Genomic DNA, 22,486 nt, shown 5'->3' on the forward strand with positions numbered 1-22,486 from the left:
GTCAGATTCCGTTTCGGCAATTTCCACGGAAACCGCCTTTTGCTGCAGACAGATATCGGCCATCCTTTTCATATCGCGTTCCACCACTTCACTCGGACCATCTTGTTCAATCAGCAGGACGGCTTCCACATTGGTGGGCAAACCGATTTTCGCGAAGTCCTCAACCACGATCAACGTCGGCCGATCCAGAAATTCCAATGTAACTGGAATGATTTTATTTGAAATGATTTTGGCCACTGACTGGGCCGCGGCATCGAGATCTTGATATAAGGCAAGCATCGTCTTTGTCGTTTCAGGCATTGGAATCAGCTTTAAGATCGCTTCCGTAACGATGCCCAAGGTCCCTTCTGACCCGACAAAAAGTTTGGTTAAATCATATCCGGCTACATCTTTGGCAAGCTTGCCCCCTGTTCGAATGATGTCCCCATTCGGAAGGACCAATTCTAGCCCGATGACATAATCACGGGTGACTCCGTATTTTAATCCTCGCAGTCCACCAGAGTTCTCATTAATGTTTCCGCCAATAGTGGAGATTTTCATCGAACTGGGATCCGGCGGATAAAACAATCCCTTCTCTTCAACGGCTGAAATCAAGTCCAATGTGATAAGCCCAGGCTGTACGGTCGCCGTCAAGTTCTCCTCATCTATTTCAAGTAATGAATTCATTCGATTGAATAAAAGGACAAGTCCCCCTTCTGTCGGGCAAGTGCCTCCGCTTAAATTCGTCCCAGACCCGCGTGGAACGATCGGAACATGGTATTCGTTGCAAACTTTGACGATGGCCGCGACTTCAGCTGTGCAGCCCGGTTTAATGACAGCATCAGGCATTGCTTGGAACCCTGGTGTTGCATCATATGAATAGACTAGACATTCCACTTTCGAGTCATCGAAATTCTCCTTACCGACGATGGCAAGAAGTAGCTGCTTAACCTGTTTTGTTAACATGTACATCCTCCTCATATAAACATGGGAAATTCGAGTTTTTTATATGATGTAAGTATAAGAAAGAAAACACTCAATCATCTATGTATGAACATATAGAATTTAGAGGATTCCATAGAATTAATTTGTATGTTTATCCAATATACTTAATGCTAGATACATAGTGACTAAATCGTCTAGCTTCCTGGGATTCAGGCGGGTCAAATCTTCTATGCGCTTGAGCCTGTAATGGAGGGTATTGATATGGATATGCAGGGCTCTGGCGGTCTCCTTTAAGGATAAATCACATGCAAAATACATGGAAAGGGTCTTAAGCAGCTCCTCATTAGGAAGCAACTCCTGAATCGTCCGGGATAAATATTCCTGTCTTGTTTCAGCGGTAAATTCATCAAGCAGGACCTCAAGCTTCAAGTCCTCGTCAAATATGATCCCCGATGAAGGAAGCGCGATTTTCAAAGAACGTTCCGCTTTAAAAAACGCTGACCTGAAAGCGGATCCAGATGCACGCGAACTAACTCCTGCACACACTTTATAACCCGAGCTCTCTTCCAGCTTTTTTTTGAGTTTACTTAATTTCTTAAATTGCTGGATTTTTGAACCGATGAAATCGGCTATAGAAAGAATGATGAATTGATTCCTCCCCCATCGGACTGCGATGTCATTGGGGTGCTGCTGTCCTATGTATATCTGAAGCGTTCTCCACACATGAGGTTCAATGATTTCCTCAGTCTTAAATTCACCAAGGGTAATGATCCGGTCTGCATGAACATCGACCCCAAGCAACTTGGCCTTCTGAAGGAAAAGCTCATTGAACGTCTGCAGCTGATGCCATTCAAATACAAAGAATTCCATCAGACGTGATTGGGATTCTGCTTGTTCGATATGATAGCTTTCCTGAATGAACATCTCCGTCATCTTTTTTAAAAGTTCCGCATAGGGGGAAACATGTTTGGGGTCGCCTGTAATGCCAATCACACAAACTGCTTCCTGGTTGAAGAAAATAGGTAGATTTATACCTGCCTTCACTCCTTTCCAACTTCGTTCATCCTGTTTATTGATGATCAATTTTTCACGATTTTTGAAAGCGTGGATAGCTCCTTCATGATAAGCTCCAATACGGCTATTATCGGTGCTGGCGATAATCGTTCCAGCATGATCAATAATGATGATTTCCTCATCGATCAGTTTCCGAACCTCATGAACCAATTTTCCTGCCACAGCTGTCAATTGCATGATATGTCCTCCTTTTTTGATTGGCCTTGAAAATATTTCGAGGCTCCCCTATGAACAGGGAGCCTCATTCTACTTATGGAATCATCCAGGAAAGGACGCCATTTTGCAAGAAGGTAATCACACAAACAAGCAGCAATAAAAACAAACTATGTTTGAGCGTGAATCTCAATAATTCCGATTCCCTGCCCGCCAATCCAACGGCAGCACATGCAATCGCTATCGATTGGGGGGAAATCATCTTTCCGGTGACCCCTCCGGAAGAGTTGGCCCCAAGTGCCAAGACCGGCTCCATCCCCACTTTAAGTGCGGTCACTTTTTGCAGACTGCCAAATAAGAGGTTGGCTGATGTATCCGAGCCGGTAATGAACACACCCAGCCAGCCGAGAACCGGTGCGAAGAACGGAAATAAATCACCCGATTTTGCAAGGGTCATCCCTAATGTGGTCGACATGCCTGAAGCATTCGTTACATAGGCAAAAGCCACCACGGCCGAAATCATCAAGATTGGTTTTGCCAACTCTTTCATCGCCTCAACAAAGGTGCTATAAACGTCTTTTGCAGACATGTGTGCGATGAACTTCGTTACGATGGCAGCCAGTAAAATCGCAGTCCCGGCCGCTCCGAGCAGTTCTATTTTATAGAAAGCCGCAATCGGCAATCCATCGCTTCCGATTATCGCATTATGCAGACCTGGGACTTCGATTTGGAAGGTTAATAGTTTCCCGATTTCATTGATTCCGCCAAGCAACGCATTGTTGCCTTCATAATGTCCGGAGAGCGCCGGCTTAATTGGGTTCATCCCCCAGATTGTTATGAAAAGCGTTAACAGAAGGAATGGTGACCAAGCATGGAAAATCTGCCATTTCGTGTATTTTGTTTCCGCTTCTGCTGTAGATAAAGGTTCGACAGCTGCTGCCGTTTCCTCGGAGGCAAATCGAAAGATCGTTTTAGGTTTCCAGAATTTCAGGAAAATCGCCAATGCAAATAGTGACACTAACGCGGAAAGGATGTCCGGTAATTCCGGCCCAAGAAAATTTGAACTCAAGTACTGTGTGATGGCAAAGGAAAATCCGGAAACCAATATTGCCGGCAAGACTTCAAGCGACCTTTTCCACCCAGTCATTATTAAAATGAGATATAGCGGAATGAAAGCCGAAAGGAATGGCAATTGGCGGCCGACCATTTTTGAAATCTCCATGGCGGCTATGCCAGTTGGGCCTTCCATGGCGATGATCGGTATTCCAACTGCCCCGAATGCTACCGGAGCGGTATTCGCGATCAAACAAATCCCGGCTGCATATAGCGGGTTAAATCCAAGACCGACCAAAAGCGCGGCTGAAATGGCAACCGGTGCCCCAAATCCCGCGGCACCTTCTAAAAAGGCCCCGAAAGAAAATGCCACCAATAATGCCTGGAGGCGACGGTCTTCCGTCAGCGAAAGCACCGAAGAACGAATGATATTGAATTGTCCGCTTTTAACAGTCATTTTGTACAAAAATACGGAAGTGATGATTATCCATCCGATTGGCAGCAGCCCATATACGGCTCCTTGTGAAGCGGACATCACTGCTTTTCCTGCAGGCATTCCATATATCAACACAGCCACTGCAAGAGCTACAAGCAACGTGGTTATACCTGCCATGTAACCTTTCATACGTTTGATGGTAAGCGCCCAGAAAAAGTAAAGAATTGGAATGAGTGCGGCAAGAGATGATAAAACTAAATTATCGGTGATCGGCGTAAAGTTTTGTGTCCATGTCATTCATTTCGACTCCATTTTCTATAATTTTTTAAAAAATTCAGAATTCAACTGCTAATTGAAACCCCTTACAAATCCGAAAATTCTAAGTCATCAGATGACTTGATGAGTACTCATTAAAATTAAATGATTAAAAATATAAAATCAAGATTTTTTTTATTTTTTGTTGATTTTTTTTAACCTTCTGGAAGTGTTAAAGAACATTTGTGTTATATAATATTAACCAGAGAAACTCATAGAAAATAGAGGTGCTACTACTTGGTATATAAAAAAATAAAGCCGAAAAAAATTTATGAAGAAGTCAGCGATGAACTTTATGAAATGATTCGGTCAGGCAGCCTGAAACCAGGTGAACAATTGGATTCCATTCAGCAGCTTGCGGAAAATTTCCAAGTCGGGCGCCCTGCCATCCGCGAAGCATTAAGTGCATTGAGTTCAATGGGTCTTATTGAAATAAAACAAGGTGAAGGAACATTCGTCAAAACCTTCGACCCCACCATCATGAACCATCCCTTGTCTGCCGCCCTTTTGATGGATCAAGACAATATCAAGCATTTACTGGAAGTCCGGAAAATACTTGAGTCCGGTACGGCAGAAGTGGCAGCGAAGATGAGAACGGAAGAGAACCTGATCGAACTCAAGGAAAGTCTTTTTAATATGGAAAAGGTATCCGACGATGAAGAACTCAGTGATAAAGCAGATATCGCCTTCCATGTTGCAGTGGCAAACGCATCACAAAATGAGCTGCTGATTACATTGATGAACCACGTTTCAGAATTAATGACGGAAAAGATGCGTGATATCCGCCGGATAGCGCTTTATTCCGAAGAGATGACACTTAAGCGGCTTTACCAGCAGCATGCCAGGATCCATGATGCAATCGTGGCACAGGATGAAGATGAAGCCCGCAGTGCCATGCTGTTTCACCTTCAAAGTGTCGAAGAATCATTGGATCGGGTCATCCAAAAAAATCAGCAAACGCATAGTTGATCTTCCTTTAAATTTCAAAAATGCCCTATACAAAAAAGGATAAAATTGATATATTATTTTGAAAACGATTACTCCATTTAAAAAATCTTGGAAATTGGTATATTCTCTTAAACCATTTCCTTTTTCCATTTTCTAGTCATCAGATGACCTGTTAACCTATTTGAAAAAGGAGGAGTTCAAATTGAAAGTTACTCTCTTTGCAACATGTTTAGTGGATTTGTTTCAATCCAATGTCGGCAAAGCGACAGTGGAGCTACTCGAGAGATTAGGCTGTGAAATTGATTTCCCGGAGTCCCAGATATGCTGCGGACAGCCCGCATATAATAGCGGGTATACGAAGGAATCGAAGGAAGCCATGAAAAAGATGATTAAAACGTTCGCTGATGCTGAATACATCGTAACCCCTTCCGGTTCCTGCGCAGCGATGTTCAAAGAATATCCGGTCCTATTCAAAGGGGATGCCGAATGGGAAAAGAGTGCGGAATCATTAGCGGCAAAAACATATGAATTGACCCAATTCATCGTTGATGTCCTAAAAGTGACCGATGTCGGGGCGACCCTTAAGGGAAAGGCCACTTATCATACTTCATGCCATATGACACGGCTGCTTAAGGTGAAGGAAGCACCTGCCATTTTGTTAAGCCATGTCAGGGGGCTGGAAATGACACCACTTCCCGATGCCCAAAACTGCTGCGGGTTCGGGGGGACCTTTTCGGTTAAGATGGGTGACATTTCCGGACAAATGGTCGAGGAGAAAGTCTGCAATATTGAAGCTACCGAAGCCGATTTCTTAATTGGCGGGGATGCCGGATGTTTGATGAATATCGGCGGACGGATCCAAAGGAAGGGGCAACCGGTGAAAGTGCTTCATATTGCGGAAGTCCTGAATAGTATTTAAAAAAAGCGAGGAGGGAAAAACTAATGGCTATGAAAACCAGCTCTGCCAAGTTTAAAGACCGGGTGGATGAAGGAATACATAATGATTTTATGCGATTGGCCGTATCGAGTGCCCAAGAACGATTACACGGACGGCGACTGACTGCCGTTGATGAATTGGGAAGCTGGGAGGATTGGCGTTCCCTTGGGGAAGAAATCCGGCAGCATGTGCTTAGTAACCTTGATTTCTATTTGCACCAGCTTGCAGAAAACGTTTCGAAAAGGGGCGGTCATGTCTTCTTCGCTGAAACTGCTGAAGAAGCAAGCGGCTACATTAAGGATGTCATTGTAAAAAAGAACGCCAAAAAGGTCGTGAAATCCAAATCGATGGTCACGGAAGAGATCAATTTGAATGCAACTCTTGAAGCAGTTGGACTCGATGTCGTTGAAACGGACCTTGGTGAATATATTTTACAAGTGGATGATCATGACCCACCTTCCCATATCGTCGCACCTGCTCTCCATAAAAATAAGGAGCAGATTAGGGATGTTTTTAAAGAAAAGCTTGCATATACGCAAACCGAAAAACCGGAAGAGCTTACCGCCCATGTGCGGGGCATTCTGCGGAAGGATTTCTTAAGCGCCGATGTGGGCATTACCGGCTGTAATTTTGCCATTGCGGAAACGGGCTCGATCGGTTTGGTGACGAATGAAGGAAATGCCGATTTGGTCACTGCCCTCCCGAAAACGCAAATCACCGTGATGGGAATGGAACGGCTTGTGCCTACATTCGATGAATTCGAAATCCTTGTCAGCTTATTGACAAGAAGCGCTGTCGGCCAAAGGTTAACCAGCTACATCACCGCACTTACCGGGCCGCGTGATGAAGGCGATGTAGACGGACCCGAGGAATTTCACCTTGTGATTGTAGACAATGGACGCTCCTCTATTTTAGGAACTGAGTTTCAATCCGTTCTTCAATGCATACGATGTGCTGCCTGTATAAATGTCTGTCCGGTTTACCGCCAGGTCGGCGGTCATTCATATGGTTCCATATATCCGGGACCAATCGGTGCTGTGCTATCACCCTTACTCGGGGGATATGATGATTTCAAGGAGCTGCCATATGCCTCCACTCTTTGCGCAGCCTGTACAGATGCCTGCCCGGTTAAGATTCCTCTCCATGACTTACTGAGGAAGCATCGTGAGGTCATCGTTGAAAAGGAAAAAATGGCGCCATTTTCAGAAAAGATGGCCATGAAAGCCTTCGGAATCGGTGCAGCCTCGCCTATGCTTTATAAGTTCGGCTCCAAAATGGCCCCATCCGCGATGTCTCCTTTTAAAACGGGGGATATCATCTCGAAAGGTCCGGGACCACTCAAAACTTGGACAGAAAGCCGCGAGTTCCCTGCTCCAGGGAAAGAGAGCTTTCGGGACTGGTTCAAAAATCGGGAAAAAGGAGGGAAACCATCATGATTGGAACCATCCATAATGAAGGGACATTTTTAAACAATATAGCCAAAAACCTTGGAAGGGCTCCTATTACGGAAGGGATCTCCGTTCCGGAATGGAAGCACGCACCCCAAAAAGAAGTTTTGAAACATGCGACACCAAATGACCTTGTCGCGGAATTGAAGGAGCAATGTAAACGGGTGCATACTCAGTTTCACGTTACCGACTCCAAGCAAGTGATGCATTGTTTAAAACAGGTGATCGAGGAACTTGGAAACGGATCCTTGATCATCCCTAAAGACGATCGATTTTCCGACTATGGATTGGAGGGTATCTTACAGGAAAAAGATGTTCATATATGGGATCACCAAGCCGGGAAAGAAAATATCGAAAAAGCGGAAAGTGCTAACATCGGAATCACATTCAGTGAGATGACACTAGCAGAATCAGCTACCGTCGTCCTGTTCAGCGACAAGGACCATGGCCGGTCCATCAGCTTCCTTCCTTCCTGCCATGTTTCCATCATTCCAAAAAGCACCATCGTTCCACGAATGACACAGGCTGCAGCGGCCATCCGTTCAAAAGTTAACCGCGGCGAAGTTGTTCCTTCCTGCATCAACTTCATAACGGGGCCGAGCAATTCGGCTGATATCGAAATGGACCTTGTCGTCGGCGTCCATGGTCCCATCAAAGCGGTCTATATAATCGTCGAAGATAAATAGAAATAAGGAAAAGAAAATGGAGAGGACCTGATTAGGCCTCTCCATTTTTAACTTTCTATTTTACTCGTAAATGATCCGATCAACCGCTTCACGATCGAGGCGTTTGATCACTTCGACAATGAGCTTAACTGCATTCTCATAATCATCCCGGTGAAGCATTGCTGCGTGTGAATGAATGTAGCGTGTGGCAATCGTGATAGCCAGTGCAGGAACTCCATTTGCCGTTAAATGGATGGAGCCGGCATCCGTCCCGCCGCCAGGAATCGATTCATATTGATAAGGAATATTCATTTCATCAGCCGTGTCGGTGACGAAATCGCGTAATCCCTTATGTGCCACCATCGATGAATCATAGATGACGATTTGCGGGCCTTCCCCCATCTTACTCATCGCTTCTTTTTCGGAAACCCCCGGTGTATCCCCAGCAATTCCGACATCGACGGCAAAACCGATATCCGGCTGAATTTTGAATGTGGATGTTTTGGAGCCACGCAGGCCGACCTCTTCTTGCACAGCGCCAATTCCATAAACGACATTAGGATGGTCGCTGTCTTTCAGCTGTTTAAGCACATCAATGGCGATTGCACAGCCAATTCGATTGTCCCAGGCTTTGGCGAGCAGCATCTTTTCATTATTCATGACCGTGAATTCAAAATATGGCACGACCATATCCCCTGGCTTGACGCCCCATTCCTTAACCTCTTCTTTGCTGGATGCACCGATATCAATAAACATATCCTTAATATCAACCGGCTTCTTCCGCGCCTCCGCTGATAGGATGTGCGGCGGCTTGGAACCGATAATTCCAGTTAGATCACCTTTACTTGTAACGATCGTCACGCGCTGGGCCAGCATTACTTGTGACCACCAACCCCCTACCGGCTGAAAACGCAAAAATCCTTTATCATCAATTTGAGTGATCATGAAACCGACCTCGTCCATATGCCCGGTAACGATGATTTTCGGTCCGTTTTCATCACCCGTTTTCTTGGCAATCAAACTTCCCAGGCCATCTGTCGATATTTCATCCGCAAATGGTGTTATGTATTCGGTCATCACTTTTCTTACTTCACTTTCATTTCCTGCGATGCCTTTAGCATCCGTTAAGTCAGCAAGCATCCTTAACGTTTCATCCAATTTAGCCATTCCTATACCCCCCTATAACTTACATTACAAGAATAATTATACAGAAAACCGATTGCATAAACAATCAGTAGCCTTGCTTTTGCCTTTCGTAATTCACTTCATTTTTGCTTACATATGCTTTTTCCACATCCACTGCTGAAAATCCAAGCAACTCCCCTAAATGTAAATACGCAGCAAAAACCTTTTGGAAGGATGACTCTGTCAACTGTGTGCGAAATTCACTGATGTAGCCGTAAATAGCTGTAAATTGAACCGTCAAATCCTCCTGATCCACCTTGAGGGCGGATGGAACTTCCGGTACAAACCCCCGTTCGATTCCTAGTGACAAAATGAAATGAATGCCATCCACGTATTCAGCCAAAATCGTTTCTTTATCAGAAGGGCCTTTAAGACTCCAGAATTTAAAACATCTTGTTTCATTGGCAAGCTCTCCAAGCTCCACCAAAAGAGCAAGTATCTTCCGTTCCACTAAATCTTCAGCACCCAAATCATGCTTTAATTGTATATGCTCATCCAAAGCTGCCTGCATTTCCATTAATTTACCTATGTTCAATTTCATCACTTCTTTCTATCGACTTCCCCTAAATTATATCAAATAAATGAAACTTATTAAAAACCCATACGTAAATGAAGGGTATCACTCTGTTTAAGGAGGCAGCGCCATGGTATTGATCATGCGGTTCATTCTTTTGGCCCTCATCATTTTCTTAATATATACAGTCATCAAATACCTATTTAATCCGAAAAGAAAATTAGAACTGGCACATGAACAGAAAAAGTTCTTTCTGCTCGACGATACAGCCAATATACGAAAGAATTTTTTATTGACGTACAACGGGGTGATGTTTGAAGGGGAAAAGTATTTAGGGACGACGGAACGCTCCTTCGAGGTCATCTCCATCTTCATATGGCCTAAAAAAGTGGCCGGCCTGAAAGGCTTGAAGCGAAATGATTTCTTAAAAATCGAGGCAGCCATAAAAAAACAATATCCGGATGCCGTTATTGATTGGAAGAGCCCGGTTAAGGAATTTTTGCAGGAATGAAAAAAATCAAACGTAATGAAGAGCCTTGAGAAAAATGGACTCAAGGCTCTATTTTAATCATTTGAACGAAAAAATTCCTTCCAAGGGACGACCGTTTGCTTCTCCCTCAATAAATATATCAATAAGGTTAAGGATAATAAAATGATGACGATCAGCGTTGGACTGAAATCTGCAATATAGTGGCCAAAAACCGTGTAAACGAATGCTACAGGGAGATTGGTCATGAAGGACAGATAAAAATAATTTTTCAGCCCTTTATTGGATTCCAATAAGCAAAGCGACAGTAAGTAAAAGTGTATGAACGGGATTAGCCTCAGTACTGCAATTTGCCGGCTATTTAGCTTTCGATTTCCAAACAGCTTATTCTTAAGCCGCAGCAGCCTATCCTTTGTTTTCGGAAATTTGCCTATCACGAAATAAAAGGCCATACTGGACAACGTCAAACCGATTACCGAATAGATGGTTCCAAAGGCTGCCCCGAATAATACTCCGCCAGACATGCAAACCACAATGACGGGAATGAATAAAAATTGCCTTAATAAATGAAAAGTGATAAAAATCAACGGTGCAAACACGCTTCCAGATTGAACGTAGCTCATCACAAGTGTCAGTTTATCATTCATGCTCTCCCTCCAGCTACTCTTTGCTGCTTCTACAAGCATATACAATATACGGGCTACATATTACAATTGAATGAATATCTTGATCAATAAGGCCATCTGAAGAATCATCAATGTGGGCAGTCCCCACTTAAAAGCGGCATGCTTCGTCTTATGGCGGAATTGCTTCATCCCCAAATAGGACCCAGTCCCTCCGCCTATGACCGCCCAAAACCAAAGTGTCCTTTCGCTTATCCGGTACTCCCCATTTCGCGCTTTCCTCTTGTCGATTCCCATTAAGGCAAATCCGATGATGTTCGTGATGATCATATAAGCAGCAATGAACCATACTCCCTGCATTCCCATTTCCTCCTTTAAATATGTAAAAAGCCACCCTCTTGAAAAGAGAGTGGCTGTATCAGTCAGACTTATTTGTCTAATTGTTGTTTAGCAGCAGTTGCTAATTGAGCAAATGCTTGTTCGTCAGCAACAGCAAGATCAGCAAGCATTTTGCGGTTCACTTCGATACCAGCAAGCTTTAGACCATGCATTAAACGGCTGTAAGAAAGACCGTTGATGCGTGCTGCAGCGTTGATACGAGTGATCCAAAGTTTGCGGAAATCACGTTTCTTTTGACGACGGTCACGGAAAGCATAGTTTCCTGACTTCATTACTTGTTGGTTAGCTACTTTGAAAAGAATATGTTTCGCGCCATAGTAACCTTTAGCTAATTTTATTACCTTTTTACGACGTTTGCGAGTAACAGTACCGCCTTTTACACGTGGCATGTTATTTCCCTCCTATTTAACTCGATAAATCGAACTTATTTAATGTTGTCTAGCATATGACGAATACGTTTGAAGTCACCTTTGCTTACAAGGCTAGCTTTGCGAAGCTTACGCTTTTGCTTAGTAGATTTGTTAGCAAATAAATGGCTTGTGTAAGCGTTAGAACGCTTAAGTTTGCCGGATCCAGTCTTTTTGAAACGTTTAGCAGATCCGCGGTGAGTTTTCATTTTAGGCATAAGGTATTCCTCCTCATTACAAATTACTTTACAATTACTTTTCGTTTTTCGGTGCTAAGATAATGAACATGCTGCGCCCGTCCATTTTTGGGTGTTGCTCGATTGTAGCCACTTCTTTACATGCTTCAGAAAAACGAACGAGTACACGTTGACCAATTTCCTTATGCGTAATGGCACGTCCTTTGAATCGGATAGAAGCTTTTACTTTATCGCCTTTTTCAAGGAATTTAATACCGTTGCGAAGCTTCGTATTGAAATCATGTTCTTCAATCGTCGGGCTCAAACGAACCTCTTTCAGACTGATGACTTTTTGATTTTTACGTGCTTCCTTGTCTTTCTTTTGCTGCTCGAAGCGGTGTTTTCCGTAGTCCATGATCCGGGCTACCGGAGGCTTTGCATTTGCAGCAACTAAAACTAGATCAAGATTTACACGAGCGGCAATTTCCAATGCTTCGAATTTCGTTTTAATTCCAAGTTGTTCTCCGTTTTGGTCAATAAGACGAACTTCACGGGCTCGGATGCCCTCGTTTACCATCGCGTCTTTACTAATAGTTAGCCACCTCCAAAGATATTGGCGAATACGAATATTTGAATCAATTCGGTCACGCTCACAACTCGCTTACAGGATATAATCATAATAAAAAAGTGTGGATGCATGCTGCACCCACACTGATAGACTCATTCAGAAAGATCCAAATAATCAAATCATGACCTGTTAACTGCATTGTTTGCGTCAACCAGGTGAGAAGCGGGTGCTTCTTCTTTTCCTCAAACACGTATTCAATTCACTTTAGAAATATATCATAAACACTGATGACTTGTCAAATGCTAATTTATTCGTTTTTCACAACAAAATTAATATTATCAGACATTCAGTTATTTGACAATACGTTTTTTAAAGTAATTTGGACAAAAAATATTCATCATGATACTTTCCATCAAAAAACAGTGATTCCCGCTTTATCCCTTCCTTTTCAAAACCCATCTTTCGATATAAGGAAAGCGCAGGGGCGTTGTTTGCGATCACGGACAATTCCAAGCGCCGTATTTCTTTTGTCCGTGCATGCTCCTCCATTTTCTGAAATAGCTTCGTACCGATGCCTTTTCCTCTGTCCTGTTCATTGATGCCGATGACGATTTTGGCTGAGTGCCTCGTTCGGCCCATTTGATTGCCCAATAAGATTAGGTAACCCATCAACTCATGGCCGCTTCCAGCAACGAGGAAAACGGAAAGGGGATTTTTTTCGATTTGCTCCATTTGCTTTTCCATTTGTTCCCCCGTTGCTTTTCTTTCCCCAGGGTTGAACAGCATATACCCGGAATCTTCAACATGATTGAACAAAGCAGCCAAGTTACCCGCGTCTTTCCTTGAAGCCTTTCTTATCTCCATTTATCCCCATTCCCCCTTTGGTTACAGTCCATACTGATCGAAGCCATCAAATGCTAGGAGTTTTCTTTCGCCTTTTTCTTTTTCTCGATGGTGTCCCAGGAAAATAGGACTATCCAAAAAAGCAGGACCGGGACAATGGCATATTGTCGATAATCATCCAATAACAATAAGATGATGATGACAAGGAATGTCGGTCCGAATAGATAAGAAAATTTCTTTTTCATGCTGACCCTCCTTTTCATTGCTGTACATATTTTCACATGATGGTATCATTTTATCATGCCATAATTATAAAGAGGGACACAACTATATGTGCCCCTCTTTGTGCTTTTAACGGCTCACTTCCGCCTTAATAGCTGAAACGAAATCTTCAAAAGCGATTGTTTCGGATTTTTGTTCACCGTATTTACGTACATTCACACTGCCTTCTTTGGCTTCATTGTCTCCAACAACGAGCATGTACGGGATTTTTTGCATTTGCGCTTCACGGATTTTGTAACCGATTTTCTCGTCACGTGTATCCAGGTCGACACGAATGCCTTGCGCTTTAAGTTTTTCCTGTACTTCTTTCGCATAATCCAAGTGCACTTCAGGTGAGACCGGGATCACTTGTGCTTGGATAGGTGCAAGCCAAGTCGGGAATGCCCCCTTATATTCTTCGATCAAGTAAGCGACAAAACGTTCCATTGTGGAAACGACGCCGCGGTGGATAACGACCGGACGATGCTGCTTGCCGTCCTCACCGACGTAATTAAGATCAAAACGTTCAGGAAGCAAGAAATCAAGCTGAACAGTGGAAAGCGTTTCATCTTTCCCTAAGGCAGTACGCACCTGAACATCAAGCTTAGGACCATAGAATGCCGCTTCACCTTCCGCTTCAAAGTAATCCAGGCCAAGTTCATCCATGGCGACTTTTAACATGCTTTGTGCTTTTTCCCACATGTCATCATCATCGAAGTATTTTTCTGTATCCTGAGGATCGCGATAAGACAGTCGGAATGAATAATCCTTGATATCGAAATCTTTATATACTTCCAGAACCAGGTTCACAACGCGCTTGAACTCTTCTTTGATTTGGTCCGGACGGACGAAAATGTGCGCATCATTCAATGTCATTCCACGTACACGCTGAAGGCCTGAAAGGGCACCTGACATTTCATAGCGGTGCATCAAGCCTAGCTCGGCAATCCGAATTGGCAGTTCGCGATAGCTGTGGATACTGTTTTTATAGACCATCATGTGATGCGGACAGTTCATCGGACGCAGGACAAGCTGTTCGTTTTCCATCTCCATGGCAGGGAACATGCCGTCCTGGTAATGATCCCAGTGTCCAGATGTTTTATAAAGGTCCACGCTTCCCATTACAGGTGTGTAGACATGGTCATAGCCCAAACGTTCTTCCTTGTCCACGATGTATCTTTCGATTGTCCGACGGATGGTCGCGCCTTTTGGCAACCACATCGGCAACCCTTGTCCCACTTTTTGTGAGCTCATGAACAAGTTCAATTCTTTACCAATTTTACGATGGTCACGTTCTTTGGCTTCTTCAAGGAAACGCAGGTGTTCGGCCAAATCTTCTTTTTTATAGAAAGCCGTACCGTAAATGCGTTGAAGCATTTTATTTTTGCTATCGCCTCTCCAGTATGCTCCAGCGATGCTCAATAGCTTGAACTCTTTGATTTTCCCCGTTGATGGAACATGAATTCCACGACAAAGGTCAAAGAATTCACCCTGCTCATAAAGCGTTACCTGCTGATCGGCAGGAATCGCATCGATCAACTCCAACTTATACTCGTCGCCGATTTCTTTAAAACGGGAAATCGCTTCATCACGACTCACTTCTATGCGGGAAATTTCCAAGTTTTCGTTGACGATTTTCTTCATTTCTTTTTCAATCAATGGAAGGTCTTCAGGAGTCAATGATTCCTCTAGATCCATATCATAGTAAAAGCCGCCCTCGATGACTGGACCCACTCCGAATTTAGCGTTTTTGTACAAACGTTTGATCGCTTGTGCCATCAAGTGTGCTGTACTGTGACGCAATACTTCAAGAGCATCCGCTGCGTCCTGTGTGACGATTTCGATTGTACCATCTTGTTCAATCGGACGTTTCAAATCATATAATTCACCATTGAATTTTCCGGCAATGGATTTTTTCCTTAAACCAGGACTGATGGATGCAGCGATGTCTTCAGTTGTTGTGCCTTTGGCAAACTCCTTAACCGCTCCGTCAGGAAAAGATATTTTCAGTAATTCTGACATTCAGTTTCACTCCTTCTTATTGTTCGGACAAATTACAGGTTTTTGATTCCATTACAACACAAAAAAGCCCGCCCCTGTATAAAACAGGGACGAGCTTAGTAATAAATATCATCAACCCGCGGTTCCACCCTCGTTCCAGCTTGCTTTTCACGGCAAAATGGCACTTGTAACTTGGTAACGGCAGCTTCCCGTCAGCTCATATTCGCAGAATGCCTGCTTTCCGAGCCGAAGTTTAAAGGTGGTAAGTGTTCCATGCGAATAGGAAGCTTACAGCCTGTTGGCTCCCCTCTCTGATAATCGGCGACTAGAATACCCTTGTCCTCATCATAACTTTTAGTTTTTTAATAGTATGTAGGAAATTATAATTTGTTATACGGTGAAAATCAAGGTTAATTTTCTTTTTTCCACGAAAGATCATTCAAATGCATCGAAAATGACGAAAGTGGCAAGATGGTCGCCCGTTCTTCGAAAATCCTTGAAATGGTCTGGATCAGCCCTTCTTCCTTATCATCGGTATAGATGCACAAGTTTTCAGGAGCAATCGATAAAAGCGGGGCAAGTATCACCGTATCGAGAAAAAGTGAACTTTTGGCAAGAAGCTTCCTGTCGATCATACTATTGATTTTTGCCCGGTCGAGCTTGCTGTATTTCTGATCATAGAAATGAAAACCATCCCGGTTGACCAGGTGAAGCTTTCTTAATTTCGACTCCTGTCCATGAAGGCAATCACGGAGCGTGGCAATGAAATTTTGATAGTCCTGCTCCAGCTTATATTCATCAATCGCCTTAACGACATACTTTTCCAAAGTGTGCTGAAATGATTTTAAACGGAAGGTCGTAAAAGAATCGAATGAAAAAGATACCTTTCCAGCCAAGATACTTTGAAGTCCTTCCTCAATCGATCGTTTCTCCGTACTGAATGCTCCATCTTGATCCCTGGCTCTTTCCGCCTCGATGATCGATGATGCAATTTCAATGATGGCTTCAATTTCTTCCCGTTCCCTGTAAAAAAATTTACCGACTATTATTTGCTCCAGAACAGGAATCGTCTTTTCTTCCAATAAAAAAGAATGAAATGCATCACGAAGCAGAATTAGCCATTTATCACCTGAAGACTTCGTCATATCCATATGCATGCCTTGTTGCGGAAGAAATCGAATGTATGCTTGAAATTCTGCCCCCAGTGGATGGACAGAAACGAAATTCAGTAATTTCATTGCCTCTGAATCGTTTTGAAACGAAATTTGCACTACGACATCCCCCCTTCCCCCTTGCCTCTTTGTTCATGTATATGGGGATGGGGACGTGTTTAGAAGTAGGATGAGCCTTGTAAAAGAAAAAAGTGACCTCCATTAAGAGACCACTTTCCTTCACCTTCTCCGATTCACGCCATCCAGCTTGACCGGCTCCGCTAAATATTGAATTCTTTCCATTATCCTGGCCGCCTTCACTTCTTCCTTCTCACCGCGCTGTGAAAATGTTAGGTGGTTCTCCAGGCCATTCAGGTCAAAATTCGAAGTGAAAAACGTCGGCAGGTTTTCCAGCATCCTAAATTGCAAAATCGGACCAAAAACCTCATCGCGTCCCCAGCTCGTCATGGACTCCGCCCCAATATCATCCAGCATGAGGACAGGGGCCGTCTTCACCATCTCAATTTTTTCATTGACCGTATTATCACCTATCGATCCCTTAAGTTCCCGCAAGTAGTCAGGGACATAGACAATAAGGGAGGAAATTTGCCTTTCTGCAAGTTCATTGGCAATCGCACCTAATAAGTACGTTTTCCCAACACCGAATTTCCCATATATATATAAGCCTTTTTGCATTTTACCTGGCTCATATTCCATAATGAACGACATCGCCTTACTTAAAACACCCAAGCGTTTGTTTTCATTATCCGTTTGGGTAAAGTCCTCAATGGTGGCCTTTAAAATATCCTTCGGTACATACAGGCTGCGGATCAATTTTTCCCGTTTCCGCTTTTCATCCTCTGCCAATTTCCGCGGGCAGATTTCATAATTCAGGTTCAGGGCCTTCCCTTGAACCACCAATTTGGGATAATACCCTTGCATCATATTGATGCAGCCATTCAAGCTTGGACATTTATCACATTTATTGCTTTGTGAAGTGAACTCATAAAGCTTCCCCAAATTTTTATCAATCATTTCCTTCGTGACCGTCGAACTGTTGGCATTCAAAAATAACCGCACTTGTTCGTCTTCAAAAATCTCCTGCTTCAGCTTTTCATAACGCTGTTGAAATTGGTTTGTATTGGCCAATTTATTAAGGGATCTATTAATCTTTTCCATCGTTCATTTCACCTCCTGCTTTCCACTGCTTCCATTTCTCCTGAAGCTCGCGTTTCTGGGCATTCAATTCAGGCTGATCTCCATTCTGCTCCTGCTGTGCTTCTTCTTTCTTCTCAAGCCACTCCGGAACCACTTCTTCCCGTATCGCCTTTTTCCGGCCGCCCTTCGCAGCATTCCTGCTTCCTTGAGCCCAGTCCTGATATTTCCTATGTTCATTTTTAGCCAGTTCCATCGCCTCGACGACCGTAGAGACCTTCAGCCTTGCCCAATGGCCTGCCAGCTTTTCCACATAGCCCTTCGTGAACTTCATATCCGTTTTGAGCATGACGTATTCAATCAAGACATTGACGACACCCGGATTCAGCTTTTGATTGATCATCACTCCCTCAACCACTTTCAGATCACCGCTTGATGGCTCTGCACCGCCAGACAATTGCATCAGCCGCTCCCTCGGGGAAATCGTCTCCAAATGACGGATTAACTCTTGTTCCTGTGTTTTCGGTTCTTCTTTTTGTGTCCGTTCACGAATCGGCTGCACCCGATTGACTAGGGAAGGCATATCTGCCTGCCGTTCGATCTGATACCAGTCCCTTGCCGCCTTTCTGAGCACTTCCTCATCGATCTCATCATCCAATGAAACGGCATCCATTACTAGTTTTTGCATTTCCAGCGGATCAATGCCATATAAAAAAGCAAGTTTGGCAATCGTACTTTTTATTTTCGGAGTAAAGGCCTTTTTCGGTACGATCGAGGATTTCATCCCGGCAAATAAAAGGTCAAAATCAAATAAGTCGTCAAACCCCGATGGCTCGACGCCTTCCGTCCGATCGATGAATTGCTGCTCAGGCATCGGTTTCCATTCGTTTTTCGCTTCATCGGTTACATATAAAGAGTCCAAATGATCTGATGAGAATACTTCCGCAAAAGATTTAGTCACACCTTCATATTGATCGGTTAAGATACGATCATCACAAAAGAATCTCTTTAACCGGTTGAATTGCGCTTTGCCGATTTTTTTGTATAAGTAAATATTCAGCATTCCATCCGTGAAAAACTGCTGGGGCGAAAGCGGCGGGTTTAACTCATAGATGAATTCCTTCGTTTCATTTTTCGATTTCTTATATACATTCAACAGACCAATTCCTTCAAGTAAAAGGCGTGCTTCATAAATATCACCTAACTTAAGGCCGATGGTATTCATTAATTGATAATGTGAGGAGATTTCCGACCATAGCCTGTTTTCCTCCAGCTCACTCCATAACGTCATATATAAGCTAATGCAGATAGGTCCAATAAGAGGTTGATATAGTCGGGTAAGTATTTTCCGATCATAATCATGAAGCAGCCCCGCAGATGAGACCAAATATGAATCCGCTGGGAGCAATTCTTGCCAATGCATTGACATCTCCATTCAAACCTTTCAAAAGATGTAGTGAAAAAAGAGCCAAAGTGAATCTTCAGCTCTACTTTCTTTCTTTATTTATTAAATCTTTCAATTCATCAATAAAGACATTGATATCTTTAAATTGTCGATAGACGGATGCGAACCTTACATAGGCAACCTCATCGACTTCCGCCAGCTTGTCCATTACCATTTCGCCGACATTGTCGCTTTTCACTTCCGATATGCCCTGGTTGCGCAGTTCTTTTTCTACATAACTGGTAATTTGCTCTAGTTCCTTCAAGGGAACCGGGCGTTTTTCGCAAGCCCTGATTAAGCCACGCAGGATTTTATCACGACTGAACTCTTCCCGTGTCCCGCCCTTTTTCACTACAATAAGCGGTGTTTCCTCCACCTTTTCAAATGTCGTGAATCGAAAACCACATGCCTCGCATTCACGGCGTCGTCGAATCGATTTACTTTCATCGACTGGCCTGGAATCGAGCACTCTTGTTCCGTTATATTGACATGATGGGCATTTCATCATTATCAGCTCCGTATTTTATGTAGGACTCCCCTATCTAAATGTTCCCCAAGGATTTACTTCTCTATCTTAATCTTATATTAAAAGGAACGGCCAGTACAAGTAAAAAGTGTAACTTCCAGCAGCAGGCACTTTTGTTCCGCCCTTGGAGCACCTTTGTCAAGGTCTTTGTGCTATAAGGCAATCCATTGCTATAATGTGAAGCAGGCTGCCGATTCATTGCATTAAAAAAGAGATGCACCCATGGCATCTCTGTGTATACGTGTTTTTATAGGGCACTTATATTGGCTTTTTTCATTTGTACAGGACCTAAACCACGTGGTAATTCTATGTTTTCACGTGTTTGCGCATTCAAAGCTTCTGCAATATAATCTGCCGCAATATTCGGATCCAAGTTACCGCATGTATAGACATCGATGCTCGCATAGCCGTGTTCTGGAAAACTGTGAATCGTTAAATGTGATTCAGAAATGATGACAACCCCGCTGACTCCTTGTGGAGCAAATTTGTGAAAGGCAACTTCTCGTACCTCTGCACCTGATTTCAAAGCAGCATCAACAAAAATCTTTTCAATTAAATCGATATTGTTCAGTTTTTCAAAGTCACAACCCCAAAGTTCAGAAATGACATGTCTACCCATTGTTTCCATAGTGTAAGCTGTTTCCATATTAAGCTTCCCCCTTACCATGATTTAAAAATAAGTTCTGATAACTACCACGGGGGAAAGTTAGTCCAAAGAGGTCCTAACCCTTTAAGTAGCCATCATGCAAACCGCTTTTGAAGAAGTTCACGATTCATAGTATATATTGTTTGAATTTTTTTTGCAACTCCAAATTAAAATTTTGGAAAGATAAACTTTATATGCAATAGGGCTATAGCGAAGGTTCCAATGTAAGGGAAATTCTGTTTCCGGATTTATTCAGCGCCTTAAAATAGCCGGGAATTGATGGGTCACTGCATTAAAAATAGCCCGCTAAAAAATTTTAGCAGGCTCGATTTCTTTTCTTTATTTTACTGATAGTTCGACTTCGGAAGTTTTTTTCAACTCGGATCCCACCAATTTCACAAGGTCCACTACCCGGTTGGAGTAACCCCACTCATTATCATACCATGCAAGGACTTTCACTTTCCTGTCCCCAATCATCATTGTCGTCAAACCATCGATGATTGCAGAGTGAGGATTCGTTTTGAAATCACTGGAAACTAAAGGTTCCATCGTGAATTCCATAATTCCCTTGAGTTCATTTTCTGAAGCATCGATGAAGGCTTGGTTCACTTCATCAATCGTGACATCACGGTTTAAATCCACAACAAGATCGACTAGAGATACGTTAGGTGTCGGTACGCGAATCGCCATTCCATGAAGCTTGCCTTTTAATTGCGGCAACACTAGCGAGATGGCTTTTGCAGCTCCTGTAGTCGTAGGAATCATGCTTTCCGCAGCGGCACGGGCACGTCTTAAGTCTTTATGCGGGTTATCGATATTATTTTGATCATTTGTATAAGAATGTATCGTCGTCATTAAACCGTTGTTTATGCCGAATTTTTCATCAAGCACTTTTGCAACCGGTCCAAGACAGTTGGTTGTACAAGATGCATTGGATATGACGAAATGCTTGTCAATTTCCAGCACTTCCTCATTTACACCCATTACAATGGTAACGTCTTCATTTTTACCCGGCGCTGATAAAATAACTCTTTTTGCTCCTGCATCTAAATGAAGAGCCGCTTTAGAACGATCATTGAATTTGCCCGTAGCTTCAATTACAATATCTATGTCCAACTCTTTCCAAGGCAATAGCTTTGGATCGCGGTTATTTATTAATTTTACTCGGCGGCCATTCACTACTAGTGAATCATCTTCCGCTATAATGATACCGTCGAATTTACCGTGTATCGTATCATATTTTAGTAAGTGTGCTAAAGTTTCAGCTGGATAGCTTGCATTAATGGCAACAATGTCCAAACTCTCATCTAATATGGCCTTTCGGAAAACCATTCTTCCAATTCTCCCAAACCCGTTAATCGCTATTCTTGAATTCATTGTTCGGACCCTCCAGAAAATATTAGTGTTATACTTATTACCTTCCACATGTAATTAGTATAACATAATTCAGAGGAATTGTGCTAATAAAAATGCGGATTGTGTTTATTTTTTCAACACAAAAAGAAGAAACCGGGTGGTTTCTTCTTTTTTATCATAATTATATGACATGCCATTCGCGAAGTATGGACTTCACTTGCCTCTTCGTTTCATTAATGTCCCCATTATTGTCGACGATGGCATCCGCTAAAGCCTTTTTATCGGCCAAAGGCATTTGCGAATTGATCCTGGCTAGTGCCTCCGTCTCCGAAAGACCATTCCTGTTCATTAATCGCTGCAATTGAACTTGCTCATCCACATAGATCAAAAGCGTCTTTTCCACCATGAATGTCAGCTTACTTTCGAATAGGAGCGGAATATCCATGAACACCGTTTCTTCCCCTGATGATAGTGCCTCTTCCGTTTTGAGGCGCATCCATTTCCTGACGGCAGGATGCACGATGCCATTCAATAGTAATCTCTTTTCCTGATCATTAAATATGATCGACCCGAGCTTTACGCGATCTATATTCCCATCCGGCAATAAGATATCTTCACCAAATGCCTTCACAACTTGATGATAGGCTTCTTCACCCGGCTCAACGACGGCACGGGAAGCCAGATCTGCATCGACAATCGTGAATCCGAGTTCCTGTAAATAAAGGCTGACGGTGCTTTTCCCACTGGCGATGCCCCCGGTGATTCCAATGATTTGTCCCATAAGCTCCCCC

25 protein-coding genes and 1 other annotated feature are annotated in these 22,486 nt (G+C 43.2%); of the genes, 5 read left to right on the forward strand and 20 right to left on the reverse strand.

What is annotated here, in order from left to right:
- The 3 genes from N0M92_RS08840 to N0M92_RS08850 all read right to left on the reverse strand — a co-directional run.
- Positions 1–945, reverse strand: a 945-nt coding sequence (locus N0M92_RS08840) for an FAD-binding protein (protein ID WP_260285374.1), incomplete at its 3' end; no start/stop codon positions are given.
- A 117-nt stretch (positions 946–1,062) separates the two neighbouring features.
- Complete coding sequence (locus N0M92_RS08845) at positions 1,063–2,175, reverse strand: PucR family transcriptional regulator (protein WP_260285375.1); 1,113 nt, start codon at positions 2,173–2,175, stop codon at positions 1,063–1,065.
- 73 nt (positions 2,176–2,248) lie between these two features.
- The gene (locus N0M92_RS08850) at positions 2,249–3,937 is read right to left on the reverse strand and encodes an L-lactate permease (RefSeq protein ID WP_260285376.1); all 1,689 of its coding nucleotides are present in this window, start codon (positions 3,935–3,937) and stop codon (positions 2,249–2,251) included.
- Between the two features lie 255 nt (positions 3,938–4,192).
- On the opposite strand from N0M92_RS08850, the gene N0M92_RS08855 reads away from it, so the two are divergent.
- From N0M92_RS08855 to N0M92_RS08870, 4 genes are all read left to right on the forward strand, one after another.
- Positions 4,193–4,924 (forward strand): FadR/GntR family transcriptional regulator, encoded by a 732-nt coding sequence (locus N0M92_RS08855; protein WP_311202530.1) that lies wholly within the window; start codon positions 4,193–4,195, stop codon positions 4,922–4,924.
- A 181-nt stretch (positions 4,925–5,105) separates the two neighbouring features.
- A complete protein-coding gene (locus tag N0M92_RS08860) occupies positions 5,106–5,822 on the forward strand; it encodes a (Fe-S)-binding protein (protein WP_260285377.1) in 717 nt (238 codons plus the stop codon).
- Between the two features lie 23 nt (positions 5,823–5,845).
- Positions 5,846–7,276 (forward strand): LutB/LldF family L-lactate oxidation iron-sulfur protein, encoded by a 1,431-nt coding sequence (locus N0M92_RS08865; protein ID WP_260285378.1) that lies wholly within the window; start codon positions 5,846–5,848, stop codon positions 7,274–7,276.
- Positions 7,270–7,974, forward strand: coding sequence for a LutC/YkgG family protein (locus N0M92_RS08870; protein WP_260285443.1), 705 nt, complete (start codon positions 7,270–7,272; stop codon positions 7,972–7,974). The genes N0M92_RS08865 and N0M92_RS08870 overlap by 7 nt, the downstream gene beginning before the upstream one ends.
- A gap of 60 nt (positions 7,975–8,034) precedes the next feature.
- Here N0M92_RS08870 and N0M92_RS08875 read toward each other — a convergent pair whose 3' ends face one another.
- Both N0M92_RS08875 and N0M92_RS08880 read right to left on the reverse strand, forming a co-directional pair.
- The gene (locus tag N0M92_RS08875; RefSeq protein WP_260285379.1) at positions 8,035–9,120 is read right to left on the reverse strand and encodes a M42 family metallopeptidase; all 1,086 of its coding nucleotides are present in this window, start codon (positions 9,118–9,120) and stop codon (positions 8,035–8,037) included.
- A 64-nt stretch (positions 9,121–9,184) separates the two neighbouring features.
- The gene (locus N0M92_RS08880; RefSeq protein WP_260285380.1) at positions 9,185–9,673 is read right to left on the reverse strand and encodes a dUTP diphosphatase; all 489 of its coding nucleotides are present in this window, start codon (positions 9,671–9,673) and stop codon (positions 9,185–9,187) included.
- A gap of 109 nt (positions 9,674–9,782) precedes the next feature.
- Between N0M92_RS08880 and N0M92_RS08885 the strand changes: the two genes are divergently transcribed.
- Entirely contained in the window at positions 9,783–10,163 is a 381-nt protein-coding gene (locus tag N0M92_RS08885; RefSeq protein ID WP_260285381.1) for a sigma-w pathway protein ysdB, read from the forward strand.
- 53 nt (positions 10,164–10,216) lie between these two features.
- Here N0M92_RS08885 and N0M92_RS08890 read toward each other — a convergent pair whose 3' ends face one another.
- From N0M92_RS08890 to coaE, 15 genes are all read right to left on the reverse strand, one after another.
- On the reverse strand, positions 10,217–10,786 hold the full coding sequence (locus tag N0M92_RS08890) for a TVP38/TMEM64 family protein (protein WP_192206022.1): 570 nt from the start codon (positions 10,784–10,786) through the stop codon (positions 10,217–10,219).
- A gap of 60 nt (positions 10,787–10,846) precedes the next feature.
- Complete coding sequence (locus N0M92_RS08895) at positions 10,847–11,122, reverse strand: DUF1294 domain-containing protein (RefSeq protein WP_260285382.1); 276 nt, start codon at positions 11,120–11,122, stop codon at positions 10,847–10,849.
- 68 nt (positions 11,123–11,190) lie between these two features.
- Positions 11,191–11,550 carry a 50S ribosomal protein L20 gene (rplT, locus tag N0M92_RS08900; RefSeq protein WP_034309067.1) on the reverse strand — a complete coding sequence of 120 codons (360 nt, stop codon included), beginning with the start codon at positions 11,548–11,550 and terminating at the stop codon, positions 11,191–11,193.
- A gap of 35 nt (positions 11,551–11,585) precedes the next feature.
- Positions 11,586–11,786, reverse strand: a complete 201-nt coding sequence (gene rpmI, locus N0M92_RS08905) for a 50S ribosomal protein L35 (protein WP_034309070.1) — start codon at positions 11,784–11,786, stop codon at positions 11,586–11,588.
- 34 nt (positions 11,787–11,820) lie between these two features.
- On the reverse strand, positions 11,821–12,321 hold the full coding sequence (infC, locus tag N0M92_RS08910; protein ID WP_034309072.1) for a translation initiation factor IF-3: 501 nt from the start codon (positions 12,319–12,321) through the stop codon (positions 11,821–11,823).
- Between the two features lie 98 nt (positions 12,322–12,419).
- Positions 12,420–12,556, reverse strand: a sequence feature (ribosomal protein L20 leader region).
- A 125-nt stretch (positions 12,557–12,681) separates the two neighbouring features.
- On the reverse strand, positions 12,682–13,176 hold the full coding sequence (locus N0M92_RS08915; protein WP_260285383.1) for a GNAT family N-acetyltransferase: 495 nt from the start codon (positions 13,174–13,176) through the stop codon (positions 12,682–12,684).
- A 53-nt stretch (positions 13,177–13,229) separates the two neighbouring features.
- A complete protein-coding gene (locus tag N0M92_RS08920; protein WP_179085987.1) occupies positions 13,230–13,400 on the reverse strand; it encodes a hypothetical protein in 171 nt (56 codons plus the stop codon).
- Positions 13,401–13,506: 106 nt separating this feature from the next.
- Positions 13,507–15,438 (reverse strand): threonine--tRNA ligase, encoded by a 1,932-nt coding sequence (gene thrS / locus N0M92_RS08925; RefSeq protein WP_260285384.1) that lies wholly within the window; start codon positions 15,436–15,438, stop codon positions 13,507–13,509.
- 389 nt (positions 15,439–15,827) lie between these two features.
- Positions 15,828–16,688 carry a sporulation protein YtxC gene (gene ytxC, locus N0M92_RS08930; RefSeq protein WP_260285385.1) on the reverse strand — a complete coding sequence of 287 codons (861 nt, stop codon included), beginning with the start codon at positions 16,686–16,688 and terminating at the stop codon, positions 15,828–15,830.
- A 120-nt stretch (positions 16,689–16,808) separates the two neighbouring features.
- Positions 16,809–17,747 (reverse strand): primosomal protein DnaI, encoded by a 939-nt coding sequence (dnaI, locus tag N0M92_RS08935; protein ID WP_260285386.1) that lies wholly within the window; start codon positions 17,745–17,747, stop codon positions 16,809–16,811.
- On the reverse strand, positions 17,734–19,146 hold the full coding sequence (locus N0M92_RS08940) for a replication initiation and membrane attachment family protein (RefSeq protein ID WP_260285387.1): 1,413 nt from the start codon (positions 19,144–19,146) through the stop codon (positions 17,734–17,736). The genes dnaI and N0M92_RS08940 overlap by 14 nt, the downstream gene beginning before the upstream one ends.
- A gap of 64 nt (positions 19,147–19,210) precedes the next feature.
- Entirely contained in the window at positions 19,211–19,672 is a 462-nt protein-coding gene (gene nrdR, locus N0M92_RS08945; protein WP_057911467.1) for a transcriptional regulator NrdR, read from the reverse strand.
- Between the two features lie 268 nt (positions 19,673–19,940).
- Positions 19,941–20,321: an adenosylmethionine decarboxylase gene (gene speD / locus N0M92_RS08950; RefSeq protein ID WP_034311443.1), complete on the reverse strand. Its 381-nt coding sequence runs from the start codon at positions 20,319–20,321 to the stop codon at positions 19,941–19,943.
- A gap of 357 nt (positions 20,322–20,678) precedes the next feature.
- Complete coding sequence (locus N0M92_RS08955) at positions 20,679–21,716, reverse strand: glyceraldehyde-3-phosphate dehydrogenase (RefSeq protein WP_192206029.1); 1,038 nt, start codon at positions 21,714–21,716, stop codon at positions 20,679–20,681.
- A gap of 160 nt (positions 21,717–21,876) precedes the next feature.
- Positions 21,877–22,476, reverse strand: coding sequence for a dephospho-CoA kinase (gene coaE, locus N0M92_RS08960; RefSeq protein WP_260285388.1), 600 nt, complete (start codon positions 22,474–22,476; stop codon positions 21,877–21,879).
- Positions 22,477–22,486 lie beyond the last annotated feature (10 nt).

Origin of the sequence: Peribacillus aracenensis (assembly GCF_025175645.1) — a bacterium.
Classification (GTDB): domain Bacteria; phylum Bacillota; class Bacilli; order Bacillales; family DSM-1321; genus Peribacillus; species Peribacillus aracenensis.